A 24,652-nucleotide genomic window follows, 5' to 3' on the forward strand; every position below is an offset into this window, starting at 1 on the left:
TCAGAATGGTCGGAAATCATTCGTAGAGTGTAAAGGCAGAAGGGAGCTTGACTGCGAGACCTACAAGTCGAGCAGGGACGAAAGTCGGGCTTAGTGATCCGGTGGTTCCGCATGGAAGGGCCATCGCTCAACGGATAAAAGCTACCCTGGGGATAACAGGCTTATCTCCCCCAAGAGTCCACATCGACGGGGAGGTTTGGCACCTCGATGTCGGCTCATCGCATCCTGGGGCTGAAGTAGGTCCCAAGGGTTGGGCTGTTCGCCCATTAAAGCGGTACGCGAGCTGGGTTCAGAACGTCGTGAGACAGTTCGGTCCCTATCTGTCGCGGGCGTAGGAAGTTTGAGGAGAGCTGTCCTTAGTACGAGAGGACCGGGATGGACGCACCGCTGGTGCACCAGTTGTCACGCCAGTGGCACAGCTGGGTAGCTATGTGCGGACGGGATAAGCGCTGAAAGCATCTAAGCGTGAAGCCCCCTCCAAGATGAGACTTCCCACAGCGCAAGCTGGTAAGACCCCTCATAGACGATGAGGTTGATAGGTTCGGTGTGGAAGCGTGGTAACACGTGGAGCTGACGAATACTAATCGGTCGAGGACTTATCCACACTCTTAGCAAACATGCAGATCCAGTTTTGAAGGTACGAGCGTACATAAAGAAGAACCGTGCAGAAATGACTGCACGGTTTTTTTGTTTGTTTTTTTTGTCCCTGATCCTCCGTATAAGCTAGCTTTAATGAAAACGAGAGGAGGGCATTTAGCACCATGTCTATACATCCGTTGCGGCTATTGGCCTTGCTATTACTGGCATCGTGCATAGGATTAGGTGCCTATATGGTTGTGAAGCCACAAGCGGTGACGTATATACAGTTGCGGTCAACAGTAGAGAAAGAAAGCGGTCAGCTGCTAGAAGCAGCGGATATCGAGCCTTTGGTAGTAAACATGGGTGGCCTATTTCAGGACCAAAACAAGTCGATCCCAGGGTTACTTCACTGGACCGAGGCCACAGATTTTTTAGGGAAGGCATTGACCAGAAAGGTGCAAGGCGGACGGCCATTGCTTGCAAGTGATTTAGAGCAGCCTACTCTGATGAAGGGGGCAACTGCGACGAAGCTAAACCCATCCATGACTGGAATGAGCATTCCCGTCGATAACGTCGCAGGCATTTCGCCTCATTTGACCGCCGGTGAGCGAGTTCATGTCTTTGCCTCCTTTGAGGACGATGATGGCGCGCATTCAGGATTGCTTTTGCAATATATGCCGGTCATTGCCGTTCAACGAGAAATGGAAGGGGAAGAGTCCAATCTAGTAGCTGTAAGCCTCTCTCTGTCACAGAATGAAGCCGTTTTGTTAACACATGCACTGCATTATGGAAAAATTCGATTGGGCCTGGCTCCAGGGGTGGACGGTCAGAAATCAGGGATTGGCAATGCCGCCTTTGCAGCGGATTTAATGAAAACACAGAAGCGTTGGGGACAACAGGAGGAGGAAAAAGAGTGAAGAAGTGCTTACTGATCGTAGATGACGATATTGAATCCGTAATGGTGTTACAGCAACGGTTGGCTGCGAGTCAGCGACTGGTGGTTGGCGGCCATGCGACATCCGTGGAGGAGGCCTGGCAAATGATCCAGACAGCGCGCCCTGATGTCGTGCTGTTAGGAGGAATTCGAGACACAGAGAGGGGGGTGCTAAGTCAGCAATTTCGATTGGCATATCCACATTTATCCTTTATCGCAGCGTGTTCCACTCAAGAGCTCGTGTGGGAGCCGTTTTTCCGAAACTTAGGCATCTGGGTAATAGCAAAGCCTGTACTTCCCGATCAACTGGAAGCTCTCGCCATGATGACACCAGGAGGTACAGGAGGAGAGTCAGTCATTGTTCAAACTCAGAAACCGGTGCAGCCTGCAATCACAGAACTTCCGGTGCAGCCTGCAACAGCCCTGCCATTACGAGCAACGCCGAAGCATTTAATTACGGTGTACGGGCCTAAAGGTGGAGTGGGAAAAACTTTTATTTCGCGTGAACTCGCCATTTTTTTCTCTATGCAGAAACAAGAAGGTCAGTCGCTGCGAGTGCTGGCAGTTGATTTTAATTTAGACCTGGGAACGTTTGCAACAGCGCTAAACCTGCCGCGGACTCCGAATATATTTACATGGGTACAGGATATGGACGTGCAGCTGCAGGAAGTGGTGAAACGCCATGGACGTGACCCGAATACGGTCCGGCTGGAAGAGTGGCAGGATTATGTATCAGCACTTCCGTTATCCCCCCAAGACATATCCAAGTACATCGTACGTCACAACGAGTCAGGGCTGGATGTACTGACTTCTCCTCGAGATATACGCCATAGCTTTGAAATCAAGGACTACCACCTCTATCTTATTTTGGAGACGCTCAAGCACAGCGACTATGACGTGATCCTCATTGATACAGCGCCAGATACGACAGACGCCACGATACAAGCTTTATTCTTTGCAGAACAAGTCGTTATGGTAGGAAATCCGGTTGTAGACTCTATTGAAAATATTCAACGCCTCTTGAAATTGTTAAGAGAAGCGGAATACCCGGAAGAACGCATCCAAATGTGCATGAATCGATTGCAACGGAAAGAGATGTTTACCCTAGATGAAATCAGAGCTTACTTTCAACTACATCCCAGTAGAAGGATTTACTCCATACCGGACGATGCCGAAGTAAAAAAATCGATTAACAGCGGGATCCCTGTCATGCTCCACCCGGGGCGTTCTGCTGCAAAGGAAGCCATCGATACATTGGGGAGGGCACTGCTTCCGATTGATGCAGGCATGGAAAAGCAGCCCAAACAGGCAAAAGCAAAAGAGCGGTCATCCCTTTTTCGATGGTTATGGAGCTAAGGAGGAGATTGGATGTTCGACAAAAAACAATTGCTTGGAATTCCCAATCAGGGGCGTGGGATGCAGGATTTGCGAACAGCCGGGAAAGAAGCCGCACGATATCCACATACATTGAACGAAAAAATACAAGCCAATCACGCTGTAGAGAATCATAGCCGAATCGCTCCTGAAGCAGAGGTAGCGATTCGGACTCAGCTGGTGGAGAAGTATGGGAAACGTTTGTGGGAAGAGAAGGGCTCCCAGAGCTTCCATAGAGAGCTGACGGCTGACATTCAGATGCTTCTGGAGGCACAAACCCCAATTTCTACGCAACAGATCGAAGCTGAAGTAAGGCGGTTGCTGCATTCTCTGACGGGATGGGGACCCTTGGATCAGTTGCTTGAAGATGCAGATATTACCGAGATCCTGTTTCATAAATACAGCTATCTCGTGGTGGAAAGAAAAAGCACGGGGCGATTGGAAGTGCCTGAGATCCCCGTCTTTCGGGACGAAGAGGAAATGCTGCGGCTATTGGAGCAGATCGCGGCGACAATGGGCAGAGAGTTTAATGAGACGAAAGCCGAATTGCACACCCAGCTGCCAGATGGCTCACGTGTGACAGCTACCCATCGCTCGATCTCCCCAGACGGTCACATGCTCACGATCCGCAAACATAGAGAGTTGCTTAGTGAAGCTGATTATTTACGCTATGGATCGATTTGTGAGCCCATGCTTTTGTTTCTGAAACGCGCTGTTGGGCTATCGCGTGCATCAGGAATGGTAAGTGGGGGTACCGGCTCCGGAAAGACCCACCTGCTCAATTTGATCTCGCAATTTGTCCCTGCTTCTCTCAGCATCATCACGATTGAGGACGTACTGGAAATGAAGCTGCAGCATCCTTATGTCCGCCGCTTTTTAGCCAAGCCAGCCAATTACGAAGGCAAAGGGGGATTCACGATAAAGGATTGTGTTCGTTTATCCTTGCGCATGCGCCCGGATGTCATCATGGTCGGAGAAGCCCGTGGGGGAGAAATTGTCGATATGCTTTGGGCGATGAATACGGATCACCCTGGGAGCTGGAGTACAGCGCATGCCAACTCGCCTCGAGCCTTGGTCGATTCCACACTGCCCATTTTATTCGGAAAAGCGGACGAGCTATACAGTACGGAAGAGCGAAATCTGATGATCGGCTCAGCTCTGGACCTGATCGTGCAAGTAAAGAGATTTGAGGAAGACGGGAGCAGAAAAGTTGTGGCGATTACAGAGGTTGTAGGTACTGGTCAATCTCATGAAGAGTGGATTAAACGCGCGTGTAATATTAAACAGGTATTACCAGACCGAGTCTATTTACAGGATATTTTTGTGTTTGAGTCAACGGGAGTTCGTAATGGAAAAGTAACGGGCCACTTTCGCTGGACCGGTTATCGTCCGGAAAAACTGATTAAGCATTGGATTGAACGAGGGATGACAAGAGAAGAAATCGATCGGGTCTTTTTTACAGATCCGATTTCAATCTAGGAGGACGTGTATGGGAGATGTAAGCTGGCCTATTGCATCAGGAATCGGCATGGGACTATTCCTCATACTGGCTCCACACAATTGGTTTGTGCGAGAGCCAGCTGGAAAGCACGCGATCATCGATCAGATGCAACGGGATCGGCAAACGGTTTGGAACCGGTTGGAGGAAAGACTACTCCACTCAAGGTCTGGCTGGGGGGTTAATCTGTATATTACCTCTTCTTTTCTTTTCGGTCTGCTGTCGTTTGTACTTACGATGCAAATTTTACAATCATGGCTGTTTGCCTTACCCGCTTGGTTGGCAGGAGTCCTTTTTACCGAGCGGATTGTTACCATTTTGGGAGCGCGGAGAAAGGATCAGTTTGAAGCAGGAAACGTTAAGGCCATACGACTTATGGCAAGTTCATTGCGGACTTCGCCTTCGTACTTGCACGCCTTTGAACAAGTTGCGAACAGCTCTTTTCTTGAGGCAAGCGTGACAGCGGAATATCACCGCATTGTGGAATTACTGCGTGCGCAAATTCCTTTAGAGCGTGTCATGAGCTCCTTTTATGAAAGAACGGGCTCAGCCGATGTGAAGTACTTGGCTACCATTGTGCAGATTCAGAGGGAGATGGGGGGAGATATGGCCAAGACGCTGGATCTGGCTGCCTCGACTATATTGCGTCGGAGACAATCGCTACGCAGGCAAAAAGCTGCGATGGCGCAAATAATTTCGCAGGTGAATTTGCTCAGTGTCATGCCGTTTGTATTCATAACCGCGCTCTTTGCGAATAATCCTCACCACTTTGATTCTTTGACAGCTACGCTAGGAGGTCGTTTCATGATCCTAGCGTCTTTCGCATGCATTCTCCTAGGTGGCGAGGCCATACGTTATGTAGCGTCAAAAAGTGTGCACAGAGGAGGCTAAAATGGAAATCATTTGTGCGCTTATCAGTTTAGCGCTTTTTTTGTATGGCCTGCCTGCATGTTTGGGGAGGGAAGGAGGGATGATTCTCTCCCTGTTTGGCAGGATTGAACAAGAACAGCATGCTCAGCTGAATCATGCCTTTCAACGCGGGCAAGACAAATGGAGGCTCCTAAGGTACTTGGAGAGGCATGACGGCATGTTGTCTAAGCTATGTGGTTGGATGGGAATTGACAGGAAAAAGACAGAAGAGATGCTTCTGAGGCTTCGTACAAGAGTGAGTTTAGCGGAAATTGTGCTGGCTCGTGCTATTTGCCTGGTATTGATAGTTTTTGCCTTTCTGTACCTGATGGTAAGGCTTTTTCAAGGACACGGATTTGGAATGGTGAGCAGCTTGCCACTGGTGCTTTGCTTGACCATGTACCTGCTGCCTACCTGGCTGTTGGACTGGGCAGACAAACGCGCCAAAGGAGAAATTCGCGAGCAGGTCCCAGTCTTTTTTAGTATTGTACTTGCCTTGGTTGAAGCGGGAATGCCCATTCAAATGGCTGTAAAAGAAACTGCCCAAAGATTTGATGCAAGACTGGGGTATGAACTGACACGCTTGGAGAAGGAAGAAAAACGTCTGGGGACGTGGAGAAAGGGACTAGAGGAGCTGGCCTTTCGTTGGGAGGTAGACGCGCTGACCACGATTGCGCTGGAGATCAATGAAGCGATGAGCAAAGGGGTAAGCATTGGCAGCATGCTAGCCGTACAGGTTGAGGAACAATTGAGGCAGCTCGAGGACGAAGCATCGACGAGCATGAATCGCTTGAATATTAGGCTGCTGCCGTTAGTGATCATTCTGATGGGGGTGCCGCTGTTGTTCCTGGTGATGGGGCCAGTTCTGATCGGAATTGAGGATCGACTGTAAATATTTTTGCGAAGGACTGCTGTCTTTTGACAGAGTGTAGGAAGAGCGATATCCAAAAGGAGTGAGCACAAATGTCCTTCATGAAAAAGTATGCACAGCGTTTTTGGCACGAAGAGGATGGCGTCACGATAGTAGAGATGGTCATCATCGTTGCCGTCATTCTCATTTTGATTATTCCTACCCTGGCTTCTCTCGGTGAAGCAGAGGACGCAAAGCTGGCAGAGCTTCAAGAGAAAATCAGCAAATGAGTGACATTGTTCTGTTAGGACTGCTGGTGGTAGCCGCTTGCTGTGACTGGCGACAGCGCAAGGTTCCCAACGAGCTTACCCTTCCGCTTTTGGCGCTTGGTTTGTGCTACCAGTGGCAGGCCGGAACGATCTGGCAGGCATGGAGCGGGGTAGCAGGGGCGTTTATCCTTACCGTAGGGCCCGTCGCTTTTAGGGGAATGGGGATGGGGGATCAAAAGCTGCTGATGGCTGTGGGGGCTTGGAGCAACTGGACGGAAGTATATCCTTTGTTTGTACACTCCCTCCTTCTTTGTTTGCTGGCGGTATTGCTTTTGCCTAGAACCTGGTCACGTTTGCGGGAAAATCTGCAAAAGCTCTCCGTCGGTTGGCTAGCACATCGGCAGCTTTGGTTACCGGAAGCTGGACGAGCCTCCATCACCTTTCCGTACGCTGTATTTCTACTCGGTGCTTTTTGTATCCAACCTTTTGTATGTAGTACCGGACTGGCTCCATGAGGAAGAATTTGCATCAGAGGCTGCACACCTTGATTCATGATGAACGCGGCAGTCAATTGCTGGAGTTTATTTTAGTTTTCCCTGTGGTCTGGCTGCTGATTGTTTTCAGCTTCGATCAATTCAGTATTTTGTACAACAAGCAGAAAGCCTTAGCGGCTGCTTACGAGGCAGGGCGGATTGCAGCTGTTCAGCCCAATTACGGACTAGCTGCTTATTATGCTAAAGAGCGGGGGGAAGCAGAGCTCAAAGAGGGTGTGGGCGTAGCCGATCACGATATTCAGCTAAAGATCAGAGGGGGAGGCTGGAAAAAAGGAAACCACATCTCCGCAATAGCTTCGATGACTTTCTATTTGCTGGCGACCGGAAAAAAGTATGAATTGACGGAGAGCTACTCCATGATGATTGAAAATGCGGAGGACAAGAAATGAGGCGTCTGAGTCAAGTCCGTTCCAAGCTGGCTGATGAACGTGGCGCTACCTTGCTGACGATGATCTTCTTTCTCTTTTGCCTGGGAGGCTTGCTTTCTCTGGTATTGTTTCAGGAGCAGACGCATTTTCTGAAAATGAACGTCCAGCAAACAGCTGACCTCATCTCCAAAGGTGCACGTGCTGCAGGAAAGTGGGAGTACGTCGATGCGGAGGGGAACAGACAAACACGATTGTTTGCTACAAAGGAAGAGGCCATCCGATCGGAAGCGGAAATTATCAGGGGAGCCAGAGAAGAGGCTGAAATTCTTTGGAATGATAACCGCGCTTCACTAGAGCGGGGAAAATTGGATGACGCGCACGTTGTTCATCAGAAAGGCGAAAAGCAGCATTTGTACAAGCAGGGTATATACTACATTTGGATTGGGGTGGAGACTCGTCTGCCGTCTTTCACGGAAGATCATCAGGTAAAGCTGGAACGTGTCTCGCAATCTGGAACGTACGACTAATGACATAAAACAATTGATGAGTGCTGTTATTTTTGTCCTAAACCCACATGGTAATTTTGAAGTATCTACCAAAAAATGGGGGATAGGAGTGAATGTGCAATGCCATCAAAAGTAGTAGAACGGTACAAAAGGATCCTCAGTGGAGAACAAAAACGTTTTTCTCCATACGAATTTGAAGATATACAGTACCGGAAGCAAAAGGTTCAGCTGATTGTTCGATACGCGATCGAAAATGTAAAGCAATGGACACCAGAGCAGGCCCGACAGCAATTGAGTATTCAGGATGTGAAAGAGCTCAAGCTGCATCTAGTGCGAGAGTATATCGAACCTCCGATTGAGGCCAAGTCTGAGGACGTCTATTACATGGTCGACTTCGCCTATCCTTACTTGCCGCGTCCATCTGAGGAACAGCGAGTGCTGTGGGTGTATCAAGAGGTGCTGTCAGGAATTCGCCGTCATTTCCCACCGCTCTATTTTCAAAGCATCAAAGGCGAGGAGCGTGCAAAGATCTGCGTTGATTACATGTGCAGCCATCTCATGAAGCTGCCCGATGTTAGCCATTTGCCTCGAATATTTGGAAAAACAGAGAGGGCCTACAGCCTTTTGAAAAAATATAAGCTGAAAATACTCGTAGATACGTTGTACTTCTCGCCGTTTGATATGGTGACAGAGATGTACCCACATTTGAATGTTCCAGCACTTTGGGAAGAGTTTTAAGAAGATCTTTACCGATCTACTTCCCGTAGTAGCGACCGTCTTTACTTAGAGGTGCTAAAAAAGTTTGCGTGACCCCTCTGTCTTTTTTTACGGTAGTAATAGTTTCATTGGCTTATAAGCACATGAAACGGCCGTACTCTAAAGGTGAGAGAAGGAGGCGTTGCGCATGGCAACAGTAGAGGCTCACCAACCTCGTTCCGCTGCAACAGTGGAGCAGCTTCTTGGGCGGACGGTCCGCTACCAGAAGCACAAGCCAGGCAGACATCTTTCAGTGGAAAGGCTGCCAAAGGAAAGCTTTCAGATCGAGACGATTCATCGATTTGGGAGCAGAGTAGTACTCAATGACGGGCTGATTGTTATGGAGGATGCTCCTACCGTCATGGAGCGCAGGGGAAGGATCGGCCTTCTCCTGAAAACGGGTGAGGAGCTTTACTTCACGGTAGAGTAGTCTCCCGCAATCGCCTTGCACGGTTGCGTGTGAGGCGATTATCTCTATAAGAAAATAGGAAAATATATACAAAAAAGATTTGACGAGTGACGAAAGATGTAGCAAAATGTCTAGTAAAAAAACAAAAATGTAAAAATTTGGGGGTATTTTGTCGTGTTGGCAAATAGTGCAATCGAATTAGTCAACCGCTGCTACGAGGAAACTTTCAGCTTGGTATCTTTGGAAGAGTTAAAGGAATCTTTTATCGTTTACGTCTTTGGAGACTATCAGGATGAGTTCTTGAAGGAGTACGATTTAGAGGATTTTTACGAGCATTTGGATTACCTTCAATTGACGAACTGCCGGAGAGATTTTGACAAGGCAGTAGAGGAATGGTTTGTAGTCCAATATGGCCCCGTGGCAGAGGATGTGAACTACCACGATATTTTATTTACCCTTGTAAAAGAAGCGGTGGTGCAATATCAGTCACAAAACCGGATCGCACTCATTCGTGACGTAACGAAGCTGCTAACGATTCCAAATGGCTTTATCGCTCGCTGGCAAAATGGCCTGCTGCGGGATCGATCGTTGCCGACCTACTTTAAATATTTGATGAAGCTAGGCATTCGCTCTCATGAAGATATTGAAACGTTGGTAGATATGTGGCTGGTTGAATACCCGAATGCCTTTGATAAAAAGCAGCAGCAGTTATTTGCAAATCCACCAAGACGGGGAAGACCCAATAACGTCGAGCTAGCCTTGCTTATAGAAATGGCTTACGAGTTTAAGCCTGAAATGACCCCGCAGGAGCGGGAGAGATTGCGAAAAATCTACTACTATCATCGTAAATCACTGACTATTCGAGAAATGGTAGTGAAGTTTAAAAATTATATAAGCAGTAAAACAAAGTCCGACGACGATACGCAGGTAGGATAACATGTTTCACCAAATGAATCGTTTTGTCACACGGTTTCGTGACCTGGAGCAACAGGCGCTCTCACATACTCCAGAGGAAGAGAGACAGTGGAGAACATTAAAGGACAAGCTTTCCTCCCCCCAAACAGGCGAAGATCATCAGAGCGTATTGAGTCGCCGATGCATCGCAGTTACCAGTTTATATGCTCAGGCAGGGGCGAGCTTCCTCTCCTCCAATGTCGCATATATCTGGGCGGGAAATAGAATTCCGGTCACATTCAGTGAGTTGCCCAGCACCATCTCTTACTTCTATTTTGCACTCGATTATGAACGCAGGTTAAACCGAAAGGCAAACCCATATACATCCGCACCCATGCTCCTCATACAGAACGATTTTCTACGCATCCAGATCGAACCTCCTTTCCAGACAAAAATGACTCCCCCAATAGACGCAGCTCATTGGTTGCTACGGACGTGCAAGGACAGTCCCGTTGTTATGATTGATGTTTCCTCCCATTGGAAAGAAAAAGCGGCCCAACAAATATTTGAACTGGTCGATGAGATCTGGGTCGTGTTTGATACTGATCTTGCCCGCCTTACCCGATTGTTTCTGGTTGAGCCGGCACCTTCATGGTGGATGACCGAAAAAAGAAAAATCAAGCTGATCGCAAACAAATGGAACCAGCAGCTTTCTCGGACCAGTGTCATGAAAAGAATTAGTGGAACCTTGTCCCTTTGGGATCAGGAAAGTGGTCCAGTAGAGGTAGAGTATGTACTTCCACTCATGAATGGCGAAAAAGTGGGAGATGCACATGTGAAGGCATCTTTGCTGCTAGAACAATTTCCAGAAGAAGAGCATGCGTTTTCTCCCTTGATCCACACGTACAAAGGAAGGGTTCTATGAAAAAGCAAACCTTGTTTCTGATATGTCTGATTTCCTTTCTATTGGCAGGCTCCTCTTTTTACGCAGCTACGAAATACATTGATGCGATGGCTGCCGAGCGATTATTTGCCCCAGTGGTCAAGGTGGCACAAGGGAAGGAAATTTCTCCGTTTGAACCTATTACTCGGGAAGATGTCGTGCTTGTTTCAGAAGAAATAGATGAGATCCTGCCAGATTCTGCTCGAGATATTGGGAGTGTACTCGGAAAAAGAAGTGTCCAGAGCATCTTTGAGGGAGAGCAGCTGCTTATGACCAAGCTGACGGAAACTCAGCTGCTCCCGGACAAAGGTCAGGCGAGATACGAATTTCCTTTGACGGCTATCGAACCGTTAACTGAGCTACGCAAGGGTGATCATGTGAAGATTTGGGTCAAGTACAAGCCCCTTACTGAATTGCAGGGGATGCCTGAACCAGCTCAGTTTCGTCAAACGAACGATACAGCAGAGTTGTTGTTTGAAAGTCAACTTGCTAGCGTGAGGGACAGCAACGGGATCGAAATCTACACGCTGAAACCAAGTGGGCTTCCCTCGCCAGATCATATGGATGCGGTGTTTAACGGCTCACGGGAAAAGCCGCTGCAAAACGGAGAAAAGCGGTATCGGGACTACCGCGTGCAGCCTACTGCATTACCGGCCTTTGTTGGATTCAATCTAACGGATCAACAGTACATCATACTCTCGGAAGCCATGTCATATGGAATGCTTCAAGTAGGACATATCATGGTGACAAAGGAGCAAGCTTCATGAAAATTATCGTTTGTTACCCCATGAAGTCGTTGGCTAAAACTTATATGCCTGAGACTAGTGAAGTGCTCGTTGCGGAGACTCCTGTAGAGTTTTTTCGTTACGTGCAGCTATATCAGCCGGATGCAGCTGTCCTGTTTTCGGAGATGTTTTCTTCGCCCGCTTGGGAATGGCTCCTACGTGCGAAGGAAGCTCTTCCAGAAGGAACACCTTTGATTGTTGTCCCACTTTATCGTGATGAGGCCCTGATTGGAAGGGTAACAGAAGAAATAGGCTTAACAGGTGTGTATGCCCTATCCGCTAAATTATCGCAGGAAGAGATACGGGATCAAATCAGCCACATCCTCGGTTTCGTGAAGGGGATCCAGCCGACTCGAGCAGGGGAGGGCAAGGGAGTCGTCTATTCCCTGATGAGCTACGGATCGTCAGGAATCACCACCTTCTGCATTAACTATCCGCTGGTATTGGCTAGACAGAATCCTGAGAAACGAATTGCTGTTCTGGATATGAACGAAGCTAAACCAGATCTGACGCGCTTCTTTAAGCTGCAAAAGCATCAATTGGCACTCTTTCGACCTGATTTTTTGGATATGTGCACCGCTAAAAAACGGAATTGGAGAAAAGTATGCAAGCAAAGTGTGCATGTGCCAAACCTGTATTATGCACACGCAGCAAACAAGTGGAGAAGCTCTGAAATCGCCAATATGATGGCTGCATTCCGCGATCAATTTGACTTTGTTTATGTCGATTGGGGATACTGCTTCCCGGAATCTGAGGCATTGCAGCAAATGCTGTATTCAGCTGACCGCAACCTGCTGTTTGTTCGGGCAGACCCATTTAGCATCGAGAATGCGAGAGAGTGGATTCGAGTATGGAGCCAGAGAGGAGTCACTTGCGAAGTGCTGCTCAGTCATATGGATAAAGGGGAGCCGTTTCGAATCGGGGAAGACATTTCCGTCTATGGCGTTGTTCCGCGCATTTCAGAAGGCCGTTTGATGCAATCCCATCGCAGTAGCAGTGTGCTTGTTGAAGAGTTCTTTCCGCCGAAGCCGTATATGCTTAGTCTCAAGCAGATAGCAGAAGCGGAATATTACGAGAAAAGTGCGGTGTTGAGCTGATGCGAGCAACTGAGCAAACCTGGACAGCCAGCCGCTTACGAGATGTGGAAGACCTGAAACAGGCCTCCAGGGACTACCTGAATCATTTTGGAAACACCCGAGAAGAAAAGCTGGAAATGCAAAAAATATTATCTTCCGCAGAGCAAGGAAATCGGGATAGCCACAATCATATTATTTTGCGACTGCAGCATTTCTTTGAGGAAGTGATGAAGCGACCCGTTACAGAAGAAATCCTACCTCACGTCAATGGATATGAGGGACTTGCTTTCGCCACTTATGGATGGGGAATTCTCGATGCTGTCCTTCATTTATCACCGTGGGTAGAGGAAGTTCGTATTTCTGCGAACCGAAAAGTAGCGTACATCGAGCACGGAGTGAAAAAATCTATTGCCTACATTCCTTCATGGAGAGAGGTAGAGACACTTCAGCAAAAGCTAACCAACACAGCTGGTCTGTCCTTTAATGAGAAAAAGCCTCGGCTGAGCGGGTACCTGGATTCTATCAAGGCTAGGCTCACGATGTTTACTTTTCCCTATTCTCGCGTGCCCACGATTCTGGTTAGGAGGTTTACAACACCGACCTTTTCACTAGGCAGTCTACGGGCGCAGCCACAGCCTACCTTCGATGAGAAAGTGCAGATGTTGATTGAACAACAGGTGTACGGACGGGGGAATGTGCTGGTGATCGGTCCGATGGCTGCTGGAAAGACAACCTTGATGCTGTGTATGTTGAAGCTAAAGGATCCAAATACGGAATACGTGACGATATTCGAGAGTGAGCATGAGATGAGATTCGGGGATGTCTGGCCTGGTGAAGTCATTGAACTGCAAAACGTAGAGGAAATTGGGATCGAGCTGTCACACTGCTTCAAAGACATGTACCGGTCGACAGCTAATACAATCCTTATTGGTGAGATCAGGGAGCCTATAGAAGCCTATCACTTCATAAATGCAGGAGTGAGAGGAACGGATGCTACGATCGGGGCTATGCATGAAAGATTCCCTCATAAAGCATTGCAGGATTTGACCGATCTGGTTTACCAGTACGGAGGTCGAAGCATCGAGCTTACTCAGGAGCGGATAAGCAGGGCAGTTAATTTTGTCAATTCTCTTACCTACCGGAATAGTGGGCATCGGTTCATTGACGCCGTCCACGTCACTGTGTGGGATGAAACGTTTAATCGATTGGAATCCATCCCGCTTGTCTGGCGAAATATGCAGACGGGAGAGTACGAATGGACAGGGAAACAAATAGCACCACACTTGGTCGAATACATGTGTCACGTTGGGAAAGCAGACATGAATGTATTAAAGGATCTGCGGTTAACTGACATAGGTAGGCAGCTATGAAATACGTATTACTGGTCCCCATGCTCCTATGCATTTTTAGCGGCTTTTTGTTCATGGGTCTCTACCTGTACAAAGGATGGTCTGCTCCGAAGGTGTTTTTTCCTAGAACCATTGAGGTGTGGCGAGAAAGGTTTCTGAAAGATGCATTACGGCGAAGGCTATACACCCGTTACGACAGATGGTGCCAAATGGCTGGCGGAAATCCTGAAGCTCATTTACTGGTTTCACTGATAGGAGCTGTATCAGGCTTCGTATCGGGGGTCCTGATTGGAAATGTAATCGTATCTCTTTCCCTGTTTTTACTCCTGCTTATGCTGCCAACCTTATTGCTGTACGCTCGCTATACGGTGCGCATCAACAAAAAGATCAGCTCATTCTGTCGTTTCGTAGAGTTGTTCTCCCGTTACTATAACAGTCGCAAAAATATCGTTTTAACCTTCCGCGAGATTATTGATGAATGTCCAAAGGAGCTGCTGCCGGACTTGCTGCTGGTCAACAACAGCCTGGCAGATGGGGGCGACCCGGTGGCCGCAGTGGAACAATTCGCAGAGAGATTGGATCACCCTTGGGCGTTTGATTTTGCCATGTATGTCACAAGCGGCCTGGAAGGAGAGACAGAAGATATTCAAGCTCCTCTCAATCGACTTACAAACGAGATGTTTGTACAGCAGGACGAGAAGGAAGAACGAGACAGTGAGATCCATTCAATATGGATCAGCCTGCTGATTGTCATTGCCATCTGCATCTGTCTGATTCCATACAACCAGAGCTTGTTGAAGGACTCTTATCGTCTCTATTTTTACACACCTGACGGGCAAGCAATATTGGCACTTGGCGTTACGGTATGGGCATTTTCAATCGTACTGGCTTTCATCTGGGGAAGGAGGTATCGCTGATGCCGATCGTAGTGATGTACACCTATTTGGGTCTGGGCTCGCTGTTCGTCTTTACGGCCTTTCTATTGATAGGGAAGTATCTATTCAGCATGCAACGCCCCAAGCTCTTTGTTTCGAATATTTGGTGGAGGAAATGGGAGCAGACACTGCAAGCAGAAGAGGATGAGGGGTGGCAACAGCTATTGGATCGCGCGGGGAGACCGTTTGGCTGGGGAAAAGCAGAATGGGTCTTTTTCCAGCTGGTCAGTGGAAGCTCTGTCTGTTTTCTAGTTGTGTTGTGGGCGGTCGTGAGCGGGTTTGAATCATTCCCCGTGTTGTCAATGTGTTTGGCTTCTGCCGGGAGTTTCATGCTGCCGTACATAGGCTTAAAAATGTGGGCCGGGCATAGAGAGGATATGCTTAGCACGGATATCGCACGATTTATTAATCGCTATGTCACTTTGTTGGAAAATCAGGTCCCCATTTATAGTGCAATGGTCAAAGCTGCACGACCAACCAGAAAATTAAAAGAGTACCTCCCAACGCTCTCCGAGTGGAATAAGGATCCGGACGAAGCACTGGAAAGCTTCAAAAGAAAAATGGGTGTGGACGACGGCATCATTCTCGTATCTAGTATGCGGACAGTAGAAAAATTGACGGAAGGGCAAATTAGTGTGACCATGCAGCGCATGGAATGGGCAGTCGATCACCGCCGAATGTTTCGCCATCGGAAAAAAATCAAGTCATTGGGAATCGGCTACAGCATCATCGTCTATCCAGCATTTTACATGGGGTTGTTGGTTGCAATGTTTCCTTGGTACAAGCTGCTTACAGAAATATTGGACAAATATTTAACCTGAGTGGGGGAGCCTCATGACAAAGCTGCTGTCCATCATGATGTGTATTGTATTCACCCTGGGTATCATCGTTTCGAGTCTCTCCGAAATAAACGAGTCGATCGTCAAAGATGGTGGATTGCGAGATCGCGCAGTCAGCTGGATTGATCAGGCAATTCCATGATGTCTCCCAGTTTGATCCACATAAATAGAAGGGTCAGCGCATCAATTCCTCAACTAAAAAATCAAAGGAGAGTGTCCTACATGTCAAAAATGTTCTTCATCTTTTTAGCCTGCGTAATGGTACTTGGGATTGGCGTAAGCTCATACGGCAATGAACTGAGCCCAGCGGCAAATGAATCCGCTGAGAGCATCAATAACTCAATCGGTTCCCTCAATTACGATACGAAAAATGAAAATATCCATTTCCGGACGCAAAACGGAACGTCCTACACATCCAACTAATGCTCGCCCAGCACGTTTTTCTCATCATTTTAATCATGGTAGGCAGTCTTTGCTCGGTCTTATGGAGCTTGCAGCCAGAGGAGCAGTTGCGTCAAACGCAAGAAGTGCGCATACACAGAGCGGCTACGGTTATCTTTCATTGAAGAAAGGCGGAGCAAGCGAGGACAATGGTCAAATTGAAAGTATTTATAATCAGCCTGGCAGTCATGCTTGCCATTCTGTCAGCTCTGGGGGCCTACCACATGTATGCGATGGAGAGGGCGATTGCCCGCAGTATCTATGCCGATATGCTGGATGACATGCAGGATATTGGGTATCTGGACCCTGCGTTGGCCGAGTATTACTCGCAAGAGATGGCGGAGCTGGGGTGGGATGTGTCAGGTGACGTCTTCGCGGGCAGTGGCCCTCGTACGGAGAACCAGCGTGCGCGAAAGGAACGACAGGAGGCTGTCACACTTGCCATCACCGTTACTCCTTCCAAGGTCGCACAATGGCTGAACCGATTTGTAGAGGGAGAGGTGGCGTTTACCTTCATAGGCACCCGTCCCTCCGAATATTTTGACCCGGGGTGGTAGACCTTGAACAAGCTGATTGCCACATTGGTTTTACTCGTACTGGTATTACCTTTAACAGTCAATCTTCTGCTTACGGGACCAGACAATCTGATGGATGCTTGCACCGCGTTTTTCGGTGAACTGCTTGGAAGTGTGAGCCGGTTTGGTACAAGCTGATGGGACAATTGTTTGCCGTTCTATTAAATGTGATGGTGCTGCTGCTTGTCCCATTGGGGATTATGCAGGTTCATACGGTTGTTCAGACGAAGAATGAGCTTCTGGAGGTAAGTGCAGCGGCCGCTAAATATGTGAGCAATCATGGCGGAACGGATGAAGCGACTATCCACCAAGCGGTTCAGGCATTCATTTCGAGAGAGTTGTCCGAAAAGAAGCTGTCACTCTCGGGAAGTGACCTTACCGTAACTATTACTCGGACATATTCGGCTGACCCTATTGTTTGGAGTCATGAAGACGAATTTGAGCTGCGGGTGGAAGCTCCATATCCGCGGTTAACCGAGCTGTTTCCCTTGCCGGCTGAGCGCATGCAGGTAACACGGCAAGGCACAGTAAACGTCATGGATTACGATTTATAAAACCAATCAAACAAGACCGAATAAGGAGGTTCTTTGTACGGGTATCAACGTCTTGTCCATTTCGTCCATTCTCTTCTTTCTGCTAGTAGGGCTGTTTGTTGTAGATGCTGACCTGGCGATGCAGAAAAAAACAGAAGTAAAGATGCTGCTGGAGCTGGCCAACCATCATGCGACATTTGCCGTGGATCCGGTCTTGAAGACAGAGGGAGTGATCGACCTTCTGGAGGATGAGGCGATGGATCGGTTTGAGGAAAGAATGAACCAAAATGGTGGATACCATCGTGAGCTGCAGACGTTTGTGCCTGCGAACAACAGTGTAACGACAGATCCCCTCGTCTTTACACGCTATTACATCGATTTTCGGGCATGGCGGCAGGATCTGGATATTTACTTGCGCTATAACGGAAAATCTCTCTCGCAGGACCGTCTCGTACCTAGAGCGAGTCGGCCAGAAGGGGGGAGACTGCATATCACTGTGGTGACGGAAGAGGGAGAGGAATTGCGTCTTGCGCCAAAAACGATGGTGGGTCCATCCCATGTCGTAATTGCCTTTGTAGACGAAAGCCCCTTTCTTCCCCTACTCCCAGATCACTCGTTTCCCGTAGTTTCCGTGGAAGAATTGAAACATTAGTCTGAGTTATTTACAAATTATGAATTTCTTTGGTACTATGTAGGAAAGTGCTTAGCCAGCTTGCGAGTGTGAGGAAGTAGCTCTCCGAACGTCCCGTTTGCCGGATCGATAAGCACAAAAGGCGAGGTTTTCAAATTGTTTGACAAAGATACCATTTATATCGTTGGCGATGCGCAGTCTTCTTCTAACAATCCGATTACCCAACAGTTCAGTGCATTTTTTATTGGGCTGGTCGTAGATACGTCGAACGACAAGATTGTAGAGGCTGCTTGCTCTTCTACTGTACAGCTGACGTCAGACTTTGCTAGGTCTATTTTTATTGGACATTCGATTTTTGACTCAGATGCAATAGGAGAGGAGATTCGTTATCGGTATTTTGGATCTTCTCAAAAAACGTTGATGGCAGCGTTTAAAGACGCACAGAAGAAATACAAACAAGCTATTGCCGTGAGAACAAAACCGGAGGAGCGGTAAATAGTACATAGCTGCTTTATTTATTCGTATGCGAGGCATACACGTAAGTAAAACCCAGCAAATGCCAGAGCTTTGTGCATTTGCTGGGTTTTTTTCATTCTTACCTCTGTAGATCTGAAAATAAAAAATATTCAATTCTACCAGGGGAGCGCCAAAAACTTCGCCAACTCCGTGCAATGTTCCATTCCTCATCAGAACCGATTGATCAAGAAGGAGGAGATTCCTTGCTATCATTTGTTATTCGCAGATTTATCTCCATGATCGTTACCTTGTGGCTCATCATTACACTGACCTTTTTCCTCATGCATGCGGTACCCGGCTCTCCTTTTGAGAAGGATGGCAAGGGATTGAATGAAGCGGTAGCTGCCAACCTGAACGCTTACTACAACCTGGATAAGCCATTGATTGTTCAATATGGGCTGTACCTCAAACAGCTTGTCCAATTCGATCTGGGGCCATCGATTGCCAACAGCTCGGATACCGTAAACAAAATGATTGCTCGCGGCTTTCCTGTATCGTTCCAGCTTGGGATTGTCTCGGTGCTGTTTGCGATTGTGACAGGGATTGCTTTGGGCGTAGTAGCAGCCTTGAGGCATAACCGTCTCATCGACTACATCGCGATGATCATCGCAGTGGTGGGTATATCCATACCGAGCTTTGTTGTTGCTTCGCTTCTAATTAAATATTTGGCTGTTGAATGGAAGCTGCTTCCGACTGCAACCTGGGGGACCTGGCAGCACGTCATCATGCCGGCACTGGCTTTGGCGTTTGGCCCGATTGCCATCATCGCCCGCCTCACTCGTACCAACATGCTGGAAGTGCTGACGCAGGAGTACATTGAAACGGCCCGCGCGAAAGGTCTATCACCAGCGACGATCGTGATCAAGCATGCGCTGCGCAATGCTGTATTGCCAGTCGTCACGCTGCTCGGAGCATTGATCGCCAATGTACTGACAGGAAGCTTCGTTATCGAAAAGATTTTCGCGATTCCAGGAATGGGCAAGTACTTCGTTGCCGGGATCAATAACCGCGATTATTCGGTTATTATGGGGACCACCGTATTCTACAGTGCCCTTCTCATCTTCATGATGTTTGTTGTAGACGTGTTGTACGGAATCATTGATCCGCGGATCAAGTTCCATGGAAAGGAGAGCAAAGGATGATTGTTTCTGATGACTTGTTTGTCCCGATGCGAAAAGACAGCTCTAATGCGGAAGCAATTGTACGACCTCAACTGACCTATTGGCAGGGAGCTTGGATTCGTCTGCGGGGCAACAAACTGGCTCTGATGGGGCTAGTCATTATTATTCTGCTCGTTGGGATGGCGATTGTGGGTCCCATGATTTCGGGTCACGACTACGCCAAGCAGTCAATCATTTCGAAAAATAAAGCACCATCTGATGCGAACTGGTTCGGCACAGATGAATTTGGCCGAGATGTGTTTACACGTGTATGGTATGGGGCCAGAATCTCCTTGTTTGTTGGTCTGATGGCTGCCCTAATCGATTTCTTTATCGGGGTTCTGTACGGTGGAATCGCCGGTTACCTCGGTGGGCGCGTCGACAATATGATGATGCGTTTCGTGGATATTTTGTACGGTCTTCCTTACTTGCTTGTTGTCATCCTGCTGATGGTCGTAATGGGTCCGGGGTTGATGACGATTATCGTCGCTTTGAGTGCAACCGGATGGATCGGTATGGCACGTACGATTCGCGGCCAGGTGCTGCAAATGAAAAATTCGGAGTATGTTCTGGCTGCGAAAACCATGGGTGCAAAGCCGTTCTACATCATTCGCAAGCACTTGCTGCCAAATACAATCGGGATCATCATCGTTTACGTGACGCTCTCTGTCCCTAGTGCTATTTTCTCGGAGGCCTTCCTGAGCTTCCTCGGTCTGGGCGTCCAGGCTCCTCAAGCGAGCTGGGGGGTAATGGCCAACGATGGATTGTCGACGTTGTTATCCGGGCATTGGTGGAGACTCTTTTTCCCAGCGTTCTTCATTTCCTTGACGATGCTAGCTTTCAACGTGCTCGGTGATGGTTTGCGGGATGCGTTTGATCCGAAGTCGAGGAGGTAGTCAGCATGGAACAAAGGGAGACTTTACTGGAAGTAAGCGGGCTAAAAGTAACCTTTCGAGCGCACGGTGGTGAAATCAGTGCGGTAAGGGATGTCAACTTTTCCTTGAAAAAGGGAGAGACGCTGGCGATCGTAGGGGAGTCCGGCTGTGGAAAGAGCGTAACCGCAAAAAGCATTATGAGACTGGTGCCTGAACATATCGGCAAAATCGCAGGGGGAAGTATCCTTTTCAAAGGAAAAGACTTGGCGAAGCTGCCTGAGAAAGAAATGCAGGGCATTCGCGGATCGGAAATCTCGATGATTTTCCAGGATGCGATGACTTCGCTGAACCCGACGATTACCATCGGGGAGCAGATCATGGAGGGGATCATTCGCCATCAAAAGGTCCCGCGCTCCGAAGCGAAAAGACAAGCGATTGAAATTCTCCAGCTCGTGGGCATTGCCAATCCAGAGAGCCGCTTAAAGCAATACCTGCACCAATTCAGCGGAGGGATGAGACAGCGGATCATGATTGCGATCGCTCTCGTGTGCAATCCCTCTATCCTGATTGCTGATGAACCGACTACCGCATTGGACGTGACGATCCAAGCGCAGATCATCGACTTGTTCAAAAGCATTCAGCAGAAAACAGGCGTATCGATCATCATCATCACGCACGACTTGGGAGTAGTAGCCAAAATCGCCGACCGAGTAAACGTCATGTACGCAGGGAAAGTAGTCGAATCAGGCCCTGTGAGTGACATTTTCTATAATCCTCAACACCCTTATACAAAAGGCTTGCTGGCATCCATGCCCCGTCTGGATGCGGATCGCAACATTCCGCTCAGTCCAATACCGGGTACACCGCCTGATTTGTTCTCGCCGCCACTCGGCTGTGCGTTTGCAGAACGCTGCAATCACGCACTGGAGGTTTGTCGGAATTACCAGCCGGAGGAAACAAAGGTACACAACGCCCACGCTGTCTCCTGTTGGCTGCAGGATCCGCGGGCGAAAAAGCTGCTGGCATCCACGCAGGCGCCTACTGGTACCTGATCGTTTCTCTGTTTTCGCCTGACAAAAATGCTTCGCGTGGCTCGTCAGGCTGATCATTCTTCGGTGTAAAAGAGGGTGTCGCCCGTCGACGCATCCTTTTACGACATATAAAAAAAGTATAAGGGGGAAGAAGAACAGTGAAAAAAATATCGACCATTGTGCTGTCTGCATCGTTGGCCGCTTCCATGCTGATTGCAGGATGTTCCAGTCAGCCTGCGAACACAGCAACACCAGCACCTGCAGCCAATTCCAACGAGCAAGCTCCTACACCACAGGATCAAGCGGCGAAGCTCCTGCTCTTGAACAACATCAAGGAGCCTACTTCCTTGGATCCGCCAATCGGTTTTGACGAACCATCCTACAACATTTTGAACAACCTGATGGAAGGCTTGACCCGTCTAGATGCAGATGGAAAAGTTCAGCCAGCAGCAGCTTCTGAGTGGAAAATCTCTCCGGACGGAAAAGTGTACACGTTTACGCTGCGTGACAACAAATGGACAAACGGAGATCCGGTAAAAGCACAAGACTTTGAATATGCTTGGAAACGACTGCTCGATCCAAAGATTGCTTCCTCAGCAGCTCCTCTCGCTTACATGATCGAAGGAGCAGAGGCATTCAACAGCGGAAAAGGCCCAGCAGATGGCGTAAAAGTAAAAGCGCTGGATGACAAAACATTGGAAGTAACTTTGGCACAGCCAGCTTCCTGGACGCTTCTGCTCGTATCCAACCCGGCCTTCTTCCCTGTAAACCAAGCAGTTGATCAAAAGGATCCAAAATGGGCTGCAGAAGCGTCTACCTTCGTTGGTAACGGACCATTCAAGCTGAAAGAATGGGCACATGACAGCGAATTGAAAATTGAGAAAAACGAGAACTACTGGGATGCGGCAAACGTAACCTTGGCTGGTGCCGTTTGGAAAATGATCGATGATGAAAATACCGAGTACCAAATGTTCACCAATGAGGAGCTGCACAGAACGACAACTGTTCCCTCCGATATGGCAGACCAATTGTTCAAAGAGGGCAAAGTATTGGTGCAAGATGGAGCGGGAACCGAGTTCTACCGCTTTAACGTGACCAAAGAGCCATTTGACAACAAAAATATTCGCAAAGCGTTCAGCATGGCGATCGACCGTCAAACACTCGTCGACCTCGTCCTGATGCGTCAGCAAAAACCAGGAAATGCGTTCGTTTCCTTCGGCTTGCCAGATGCAAACGGAACAGGCTCTTTCCGCGAAGTTGGCGGAGATTTGATCAAGTACGATCCGGCAGAAGCGAAAAAACTGCTGGAGCAAGGCATGAAAGAAAAAGGGTATACCACTCTGCCAGAAGTAACCCTGACTTACCGCAGCGGAACCAACTATGAGAAAACCGCTCAAGCTCTGCAAGAAATGTTCAAGCAAAACCTGGGTGTCGATGTGAAGCTGCAAAAGGTAGAAGGAAAAGTTCTGACCGATATGCAAAAGCAGCTGCAATTCCAGCTTGCTCGTTCTTCCTGGTTGCCTGACTTCGGTGATGCCATCAACTTCCTGGACATTTTCCAATCGAAGAGCCCAAGCAACCGTACCGGCTGGAACAACCCTCAATACGACAAGTTGATCCAAGACGCGTACAAAGAAGCCGACGATGCAAAACGTCTGCAAATGCTGCATGACGCAGAAAAAATCCTGATGGATGAAGCACCGATTGCACCATTGTACTTCTACAACACGTCTCTCCTCCAAAGCGACAAAGTGAGCGGTATCGTGAGCACATCGCTGAGCTATACCGACTTGAGAAAGGTTGTTGTGAAGTAATAAGCAATTGCTGGGAGAAGTCATTTCAGAGCAGATTGGAATGACTCTCCCCCTTTTTTGCCGATTGTTTTAATGGTGCTATAATAATTTATGATTTAATCAAACAAACATAAGAAAACAACAAGTCATAGCACAAGAGAAGATGGAGGAAAACATGATCATTCAAGCCATCGAAGTAAAAAGAATTTCTGTTCCGTTGAAAAAGCCATTTAAAACAGCATTGCGTACGGTTGAGAGCCTGGAGTCTGTTCTCGTCAAAATTACTTGCGACAATGGCATGGTAGGATGGGGAGAGGCTTCCGCGACAGTGGTGATTACCGGCGACAGCATTGAGAGCATCGAATCAGCGATCTTGAACACCATGAGACCACAGCTGATCGGACTGAATCTGCTCTCCTACGAGCAAGTCTTCCATACGCTTCACCAATCCATGGTGGGAAACAGCAGTGCAAAAGCAGCCGTCGATATTGCTTTGTACGATTTGATTTCGCAGCGTGCCGGAATGCCGCTGTACCAGTTCCTCGGTGGGTACCGCAATGAGCTGGAGACGGACTACACCGTAAGTGTAAACTCGCCAAAGGAAATGGGCGAAGATGCGGCCGCTTATTTGAAGGATGGCTTTAATGTCCTGAAAATCAAGGTAGGAAAGGACGACATCGAGGAAGACATCTTGCGCATCCAGGAAATTCGTAAATCTGTAGGCAAAGAAGTGAAGATTCGTCTTGATGCCAACCAGGGATGGAATGTAAAAGAGGCTGTACGTTCAATCCGCAAAATGGAAGACATGGGCCTGGATATCGAATTGATCGAACAGCCAGTAAAAGCTCATGATCTGGAAGGCTTGAAAGTAGTGACCGACTCGGTAGACACGCCTATTATGGCTGACGAAAGCGTGTTCTCTCCTGCACAAGCATTGCAGGTTCTGCGCAGCCATGCAGCAGATCTGATCAATATCAAGCTGATGAAAGCAGGCGGCATTTTCAAAGCACAGTTGATCAACCAAATGGCAGAAGAACACGGTATTCCATGCATGGTTGGCAGCATGATCGAATCTCGTCTGTCCGTATCGGCAGCCGCGCACTTTGCTGCTAGTAAGAAAAACATTACGCGCTATGACTTTGATGCTCCACTGATGCTCCTTCATGACGGAATCGTCGGTGGTGTTGAATACGAAGGAAGGCGCATGATCATGCCAGAGGCACCTGGACTGGGAATTCAAGCGGTAAAATTGTGGGAAGGGGAGAAGTAA

At 48.2% G+C, this 24,652-nt stretch carries 29 protein-coding genes and 1 rRNA gene (1 of these 30 only partly in view); all 30 read left to right on the plus strand.

The window, feature by feature from the left end:
- Positions 1–604: ribosomal RNA gene (locus tag ACLIN2_RS00880) — 23S ribosomal RNA — on the plus strand; it begins 2,323 nt to the left of the window's first position.
- Between the two features lie 157 nt (positions 605–761).
- Positions 762–1,496, plus strand: a complete 735-nt coding sequence (locus ACLIN2_RS00885) for a Flp pilus assembly protein CpaB (RefSeq protein WP_411503024.1) — start codon at positions 762–764, stop codon at positions 1,494–1,496.
- Positions 1,493–2,869, plus strand: coding sequence for an AAA family ATPase (locus tag ACLIN2_RS00890; RefSeq protein ID WP_411503025.1), 1,377 nt, complete (start codon positions 1,493–1,495; stop codon positions 2,867–2,869). The genes ACLIN2_RS00885 and ACLIN2_RS00890 overlap by 4 nt, the downstream gene beginning before the upstream one ends.
- 12 nt (positions 2,870–2,881) lie before the next feature.
- On the plus strand, positions 2,882–4,366 hold the full coding sequence (locus ACLIN2_RS00895; protein ID WP_411503026.1) for a CpaF family protein: 1,485 nt from the start codon (positions 2,882–2,884) through the stop codon (positions 4,364–4,366).
- A gap of 10 nt (positions 4,367–4,376) precedes the next feature.
- Positions 4,377–5,276: a type II secretion system F family protein gene (locus tag ACLIN2_RS00900; protein WP_411503027.1), complete on the plus strand. Its 900-nt coding sequence runs from the start codon at positions 4,377–4,379 to the stop codon at positions 5,274–5,276.
- Positions 5,277–5,355: 79 nt separating this feature from the next.
- Positions 5,356–6,186, plus strand: coding sequence for a type II secretion system F family protein (locus ACLIN2_RS00905; RefSeq protein ID WP_411503028.1), 831 nt, complete (start codon positions 5,356–5,358; stop codon positions 6,184–6,186).
- Positions 6,187–6,257: 71 nt separating this feature from the next.
- Positions 6,258–6,434 (plus strand): pilus assembly protein, encoded by a 177-nt coding sequence (locus ACLIN2_RS00910; protein ID WP_092277448.1) that lies wholly within the window; start codon positions 6,258–6,260, stop codon positions 6,432–6,434.
- Positions 6,431–6,928, plus strand: a complete 498-nt coding sequence (locus tag ACLIN2_RS00915; RefSeq protein WP_092277445.1) for a prepilin peptidase — start codon at positions 6,431–6,433, stop codon at positions 6,926–6,928. The genes ACLIN2_RS00910 and ACLIN2_RS00915 overlap by 4 nt, the downstream gene beginning before the upstream one ends.
- 8 nt (positions 6,929–6,936) lie before the next feature.
- The gene (locus ACLIN2_RS00920) at positions 6,937–7,356 is read left to right on the plus strand and encodes a TadE/TadG family type IV pilus assembly protein (protein WP_411503029.1); all 420 of its coding nucleotides are present in this window, start codon (positions 6,937–6,939) and stop codon (positions 7,354–7,356) included.
- A complete protein-coding gene (locus tag ACLIN2_RS00925; protein ID WP_092277439.1) occupies positions 7,353–7,862 on the plus strand; it encodes a hypothetical protein in 510 nt (169 codons plus the stop codon). The genes ACLIN2_RS00920 and ACLIN2_RS00925 overlap by 4 nt, the downstream gene beginning before the upstream one ends.
- A 99-nt stretch (positions 7,863–7,961) precedes the next feature.
- Positions 7,962–8,579 carry a hypothetical protein gene (locus ACLIN2_RS00930; protein WP_092277436.1) on the plus strand — a complete coding sequence of 206 codons (618 nt, stop codon included), beginning with the start codon at positions 7,962–7,964 and terminating at the stop codon, positions 8,577–8,579.
- A 166-nt stretch (positions 8,580–8,745) separates the two neighbouring features.
- Positions 8,746–9,027, plus strand: coding sequence for a hypothetical protein (locus ACLIN2_RS00935; RefSeq protein WP_092277433.1), 282 nt, complete (start codon positions 8,746–8,748; stop codon positions 9,025–9,027).
- Between the two features lie 153 nt (positions 9,028–9,180).
- Positions 9,181–9,942 (plus strand): hypothetical protein, encoded by a 762-nt coding sequence (locus ACLIN2_RS00940; RefSeq protein WP_092277429.1) that lies wholly within the window; start codon positions 9,181–9,183, stop codon positions 9,940–9,942.
- 1 nt (position 9,943) lies between these two features.
- Complete coding sequence (locus ACLIN2_RS00945) at positions 9,944–10,825, plus strand: hypothetical protein (RefSeq protein WP_411503030.1); 882 nt, start codon at positions 9,944–9,946, stop codon at positions 10,823–10,825.
- Complete coding sequence (locus ACLIN2_RS00950) at positions 10,822–11,610, plus strand: flagellar biosynthesis protein FlgA (RefSeq protein WP_411503031.1); 789 nt, start codon at positions 10,822–10,824, stop codon at positions 11,608–11,610. Before ACLIN2_RS00945 ends, ACLIN2_RS00950 begins: the two co-directional genes overlap by 4 nt.
- A complete protein-coding gene (locus tag ACLIN2_RS00955; protein WP_411503032.1) occupies positions 11,607–12,725 on the plus strand; it encodes a hypothetical protein in 1,119 nt (372 codons plus the stop codon). Before ACLIN2_RS00950 ends, ACLIN2_RS00955 begins: the two co-directional genes overlap by 4 nt.
- A complete protein-coding gene (locus ACLIN2_RS00960) occupies positions 12,725–14,074 on the plus strand; it encodes an ATPase, T2SS/T4P/T4SS family (protein ID WP_411503033.1) in 1,350 nt (449 codons plus the stop codon). Before ACLIN2_RS00955 ends, ACLIN2_RS00960 begins: the two co-directional genes overlap by 1 nt.
- A 188-nt stretch (positions 14,075–14,262) precedes the next feature.
- Positions 14,263–14,970 (plus strand): type II secretion system F family protein, encoded by a 708-nt coding sequence (locus ACLIN2_RS00965; protein ID WP_246071096.1) that lies wholly within the window; start codon positions 14,263–14,265, stop codon positions 14,968–14,970.
- Complete coding sequence (locus ACLIN2_RS00970; RefSeq protein WP_327929902.1) at positions 14,970–15,809, plus strand: hypothetical protein; 840 nt, start codon at positions 14,970–14,972, stop codon at positions 15,807–15,809. Before ACLIN2_RS00965 ends, ACLIN2_RS00970 begins: the two co-directional genes overlap by 1 nt.
- 13 nt (positions 15,810–15,822) lie before the next feature.
- On the plus strand, positions 15,823–15,969 hold the full coding sequence (locus ACLIN2_RS00975; protein WP_170184483.1) for a hypothetical protein: 147 nt from the start codon (positions 15,823–15,825) through the stop codon (positions 15,967–15,969).
- Positions 15,970–16,049: 80 nt separating this feature from the next.
- Complete coding sequence (locus ACLIN2_RS00980; protein ID WP_092277407.1) at positions 16,050–16,250, plus strand: hypothetical protein; 201 nt, start codon at positions 16,050–16,052, stop codon at positions 16,248–16,250.
- A gap of 167 nt (positions 16,251–16,417) precedes the next feature.
- On the plus strand, positions 16,418–16,825 hold the full coding sequence (locus ACLIN2_RS00985; RefSeq protein ID WP_411503034.1) for a hypothetical protein: 408 nt from the start codon (positions 16,418–16,420) through the stop codon (positions 16,823–16,825).
- A gap of 155 nt (positions 16,826–16,980) precedes the next feature.
- Positions 16,981–17,397, plus strand: a complete 417-nt coding sequence (locus ACLIN2_RS00990; protein ID WP_411503035.1) for a hypothetical protein — start codon at positions 16,981–16,983, stop codon at positions 17,395–17,397.
- A gap of 67 nt (positions 17,398–17,464) precedes the next feature.
- Positions 17,465–18,028, plus strand: a complete 564-nt coding sequence (locus ACLIN2_RS00995) for a hypothetical protein (RefSeq protein ID WP_411504501.1) — start codon at positions 17,465–17,467, stop codon at positions 18,026–18,028.
- 135 nt (positions 18,029–18,163) lie between these two features.
- Positions 18,164–18,502: a DUF3870 domain-containing protein gene (locus ACLIN2_RS01000; RefSeq protein WP_122962115.1), complete on the plus strand. Its 339-nt coding sequence runs from the start codon at positions 18,164–18,166 to the stop codon at positions 18,500–18,502.
- A gap of 224 nt (positions 18,503–18,726) precedes the next feature.
- Positions 18,727–19,665, plus strand: a complete 939-nt coding sequence (locus ACLIN2_RS01005; RefSeq protein ID WP_122927034.1) for an ABC transporter permease — start codon at positions 18,727–18,729, stop codon at positions 19,663–19,665.
- Complete coding sequence (locus ACLIN2_RS01010) at positions 19,662–20,579, plus strand: ABC transporter permease (protein WP_327933385.1); 918 nt, start codon at positions 19,662–19,664, stop codon at positions 20,577–20,579. Before ACLIN2_RS01005 ends, ACLIN2_RS01010 begins: the two co-directional genes overlap by 4 nt.
- A gap of 5 nt (positions 20,580–20,584) precedes the next feature.
- Positions 20,585–21,610 carry an ABC transporter ATP-binding protein gene (locus ACLIN2_RS01015; protein ID WP_092277390.1) on the plus strand — a complete coding sequence of 342 codons (1,026 nt, stop codon included), beginning with the start codon at positions 20,585–20,587 and terminating at the stop codon, positions 21,608–21,610.
- Between the two features lie 137 nt (positions 21,611–21,747).
- Positions 21,748–23,403, plus strand: a complete 1,656-nt coding sequence (locus ACLIN2_RS01020) for a peptide ABC transporter substrate-binding protein (protein ID WP_092277387.1) — start codon at positions 21,748–21,750, stop codon at positions 23,401–23,403.
- A 154-nt stretch (positions 23,404–23,557) separates the two neighbouring features.
- A complete protein-coding gene (locus ACLIN2_RS01025; RefSeq protein ID WP_400588559.1) occupies positions 23,558–24,652 on the plus strand; it encodes a dipeptide epimerase in 1,095 nt (364 codons plus the stop codon).

The sequence above is a fragment of the Brevibacillus centrosporus genome, assembly GCF_046622605.1.
In the GTDB taxonomy this organism is placed as follows: Bacteria; Bacillota; Bacilli; order Brevibacillales; family Brevibacillaceae; genus Brevibacillus; species Brevibacillus centrosporus.

Bases quoted from the DNA above. Each gene is read 5' to 3' on its own strand.
- ACLIN2_RS00885 (WP_411503024.1), top strand. From the start codon at position 762: ATGTCTATACATCCGTTGCGGCTATTGGCCTTGCTATTACTGGCATCG.
- ACLIN2_RS00895 (WP_411503026.1), top strand. From the start codon at position 2,882: ATGTTCGACAAAAAACAATTGCTTGGAATTCCCAATCAGGGGCGTGGG.
- ACLIN2_RS00900 (WP_411503027.1), top strand. From the start codon at position 4,377: ATGGGAGATGTAAGCTGGCCTATTGCATCAGGAATCGGCATGGGACTA.
- ACLIN2_RS00905 (WP_411503028.1), top strand. From the start codon at position 5,356: ATGATTCTCTCCCTGTTTGGCAGGATTGAACAAGAACAGCATGCTCAG.
- ACLIN2_RS00910 (WP_092277448.1), top strand. From the start codon at position 6,258: ATGTCCTTCATGAAAAAGTATGCACAGCGTTTTTGGCACGAAGAGGAT.
- ACLIN2_RS00915 (WP_092277445.1), top strand. From the start codon at position 6,431: ATGAGTGACATTGTTCTGTTAGGACTGCTGGTGGTAGCCGCTTGCTGT.
- ACLIN2_RS00925 (WP_092277439.1), top strand. From the start codon at position 7,353: ATGAGGCGTCTGAGTCAAGTCCGTTCCAAGCTGGCTGATGAACGTGGC.
- ACLIN2_RS00930 (WP_092277436.1), top strand. From the start codon at position 7,962: ATGCCATCAAAAGTAGTAGAACGGTACAAAAGGATCCTCAGTGGAGAA.
- ACLIN2_RS00935 (WP_092277433.1), top strand. From the start codon at position 8,746: ATGGCAACAGTAGAGGCTCACCAACCTCGTTCCGCTGCAACAGTGGAG.
- ACLIN2_RS00945 (WP_411503030.1), top strand. From the start codon at position 9,944: ATGTTTCACCAAATGAATCGTTTTGTCACACGGTTTCGTGACCTGGAG.
- ACLIN2_RS00950 (WP_411503031.1), top strand. From the start codon at position 10,822: ATGAAAAAGCAAACCTTGTTTCTGATATGTCTGATTTCCTTTCTATTG.
- ACLIN2_RS00955 (WP_411503032.1), top strand. From the start codon at position 11,607: ATGAAAATTATCGTTTGTTACCCCATGAAGTCGTTGGCTAAAACTTAT.
- ACLIN2_RS00960 (WP_411503033.1), top strand. From the start codon at position 12,725: ATGCGAGCAACTGAGCAAACCTGGACAGCCAGCCGCTTACGAGATGTG.
- ACLIN2_RS00965 (WP_246071096.1), top strand. From the start codon at position 14,263: ATGGCTGGCGGAAATCCTGAAGCTCATTTACTGGTTTCACTGATAGGA.
- ACLIN2_RS00970 (WP_327929902.1), top strand. From the start codon at position 14,970: ATGCCGATCGTAGTGATGTACACCTATTTGGGTCTGGGCTCGCTGTTC.
- ACLIN2_RS00975 (WP_170184483.1), top strand. From the start codon at position 15,823: ATGACAAAGCTGCTGTCCATCATGATGTGTATTGTATTCACCCTGGGT.
- ACLIN2_RS00980 (WP_092277407.1), top strand. From the start codon at position 16,050: ATGTCAAAAATGTTCTTCATCTTTTTAGCCTGCGTAATGGTACTTGGG.
- ACLIN2_RS00985 (WP_411503034.1), top strand. From the start codon at position 16,418: ATGGTCAAATTGAAAGTATTTATAATCAGCCTGGCAGTCATGCTTGCC.
- ACLIN2_RS00990 (WP_411503035.1), top strand. From the start codon at position 16,981: ATGGGACAATTGTTTGCCGTTCTATTAAATGTGATGGTGCTGCTGCTT.
- ACLIN2_RS01010 (WP_327933385.1), top strand. From the start codon at position 19,662: ATGATTGTTTCTGATGACTTGTTTGTCCCGATGCGAAAAGACAGCTCT.
- ACLIN2_RS01015 (WP_092277390.1), top strand. From the start codon at position 20,585: ATGGAACAAAGGGAGACTTTACTGGAAGTAAGCGGGCTAAAAGTAACC.
- ACLIN2_RS01025 (WP_400588559.1), top strand. From the start codon at position 23,558: ATGATCATTCAAGCCATCGAAGTAAAAAGAATTTCTGTTCCGTTGAAA.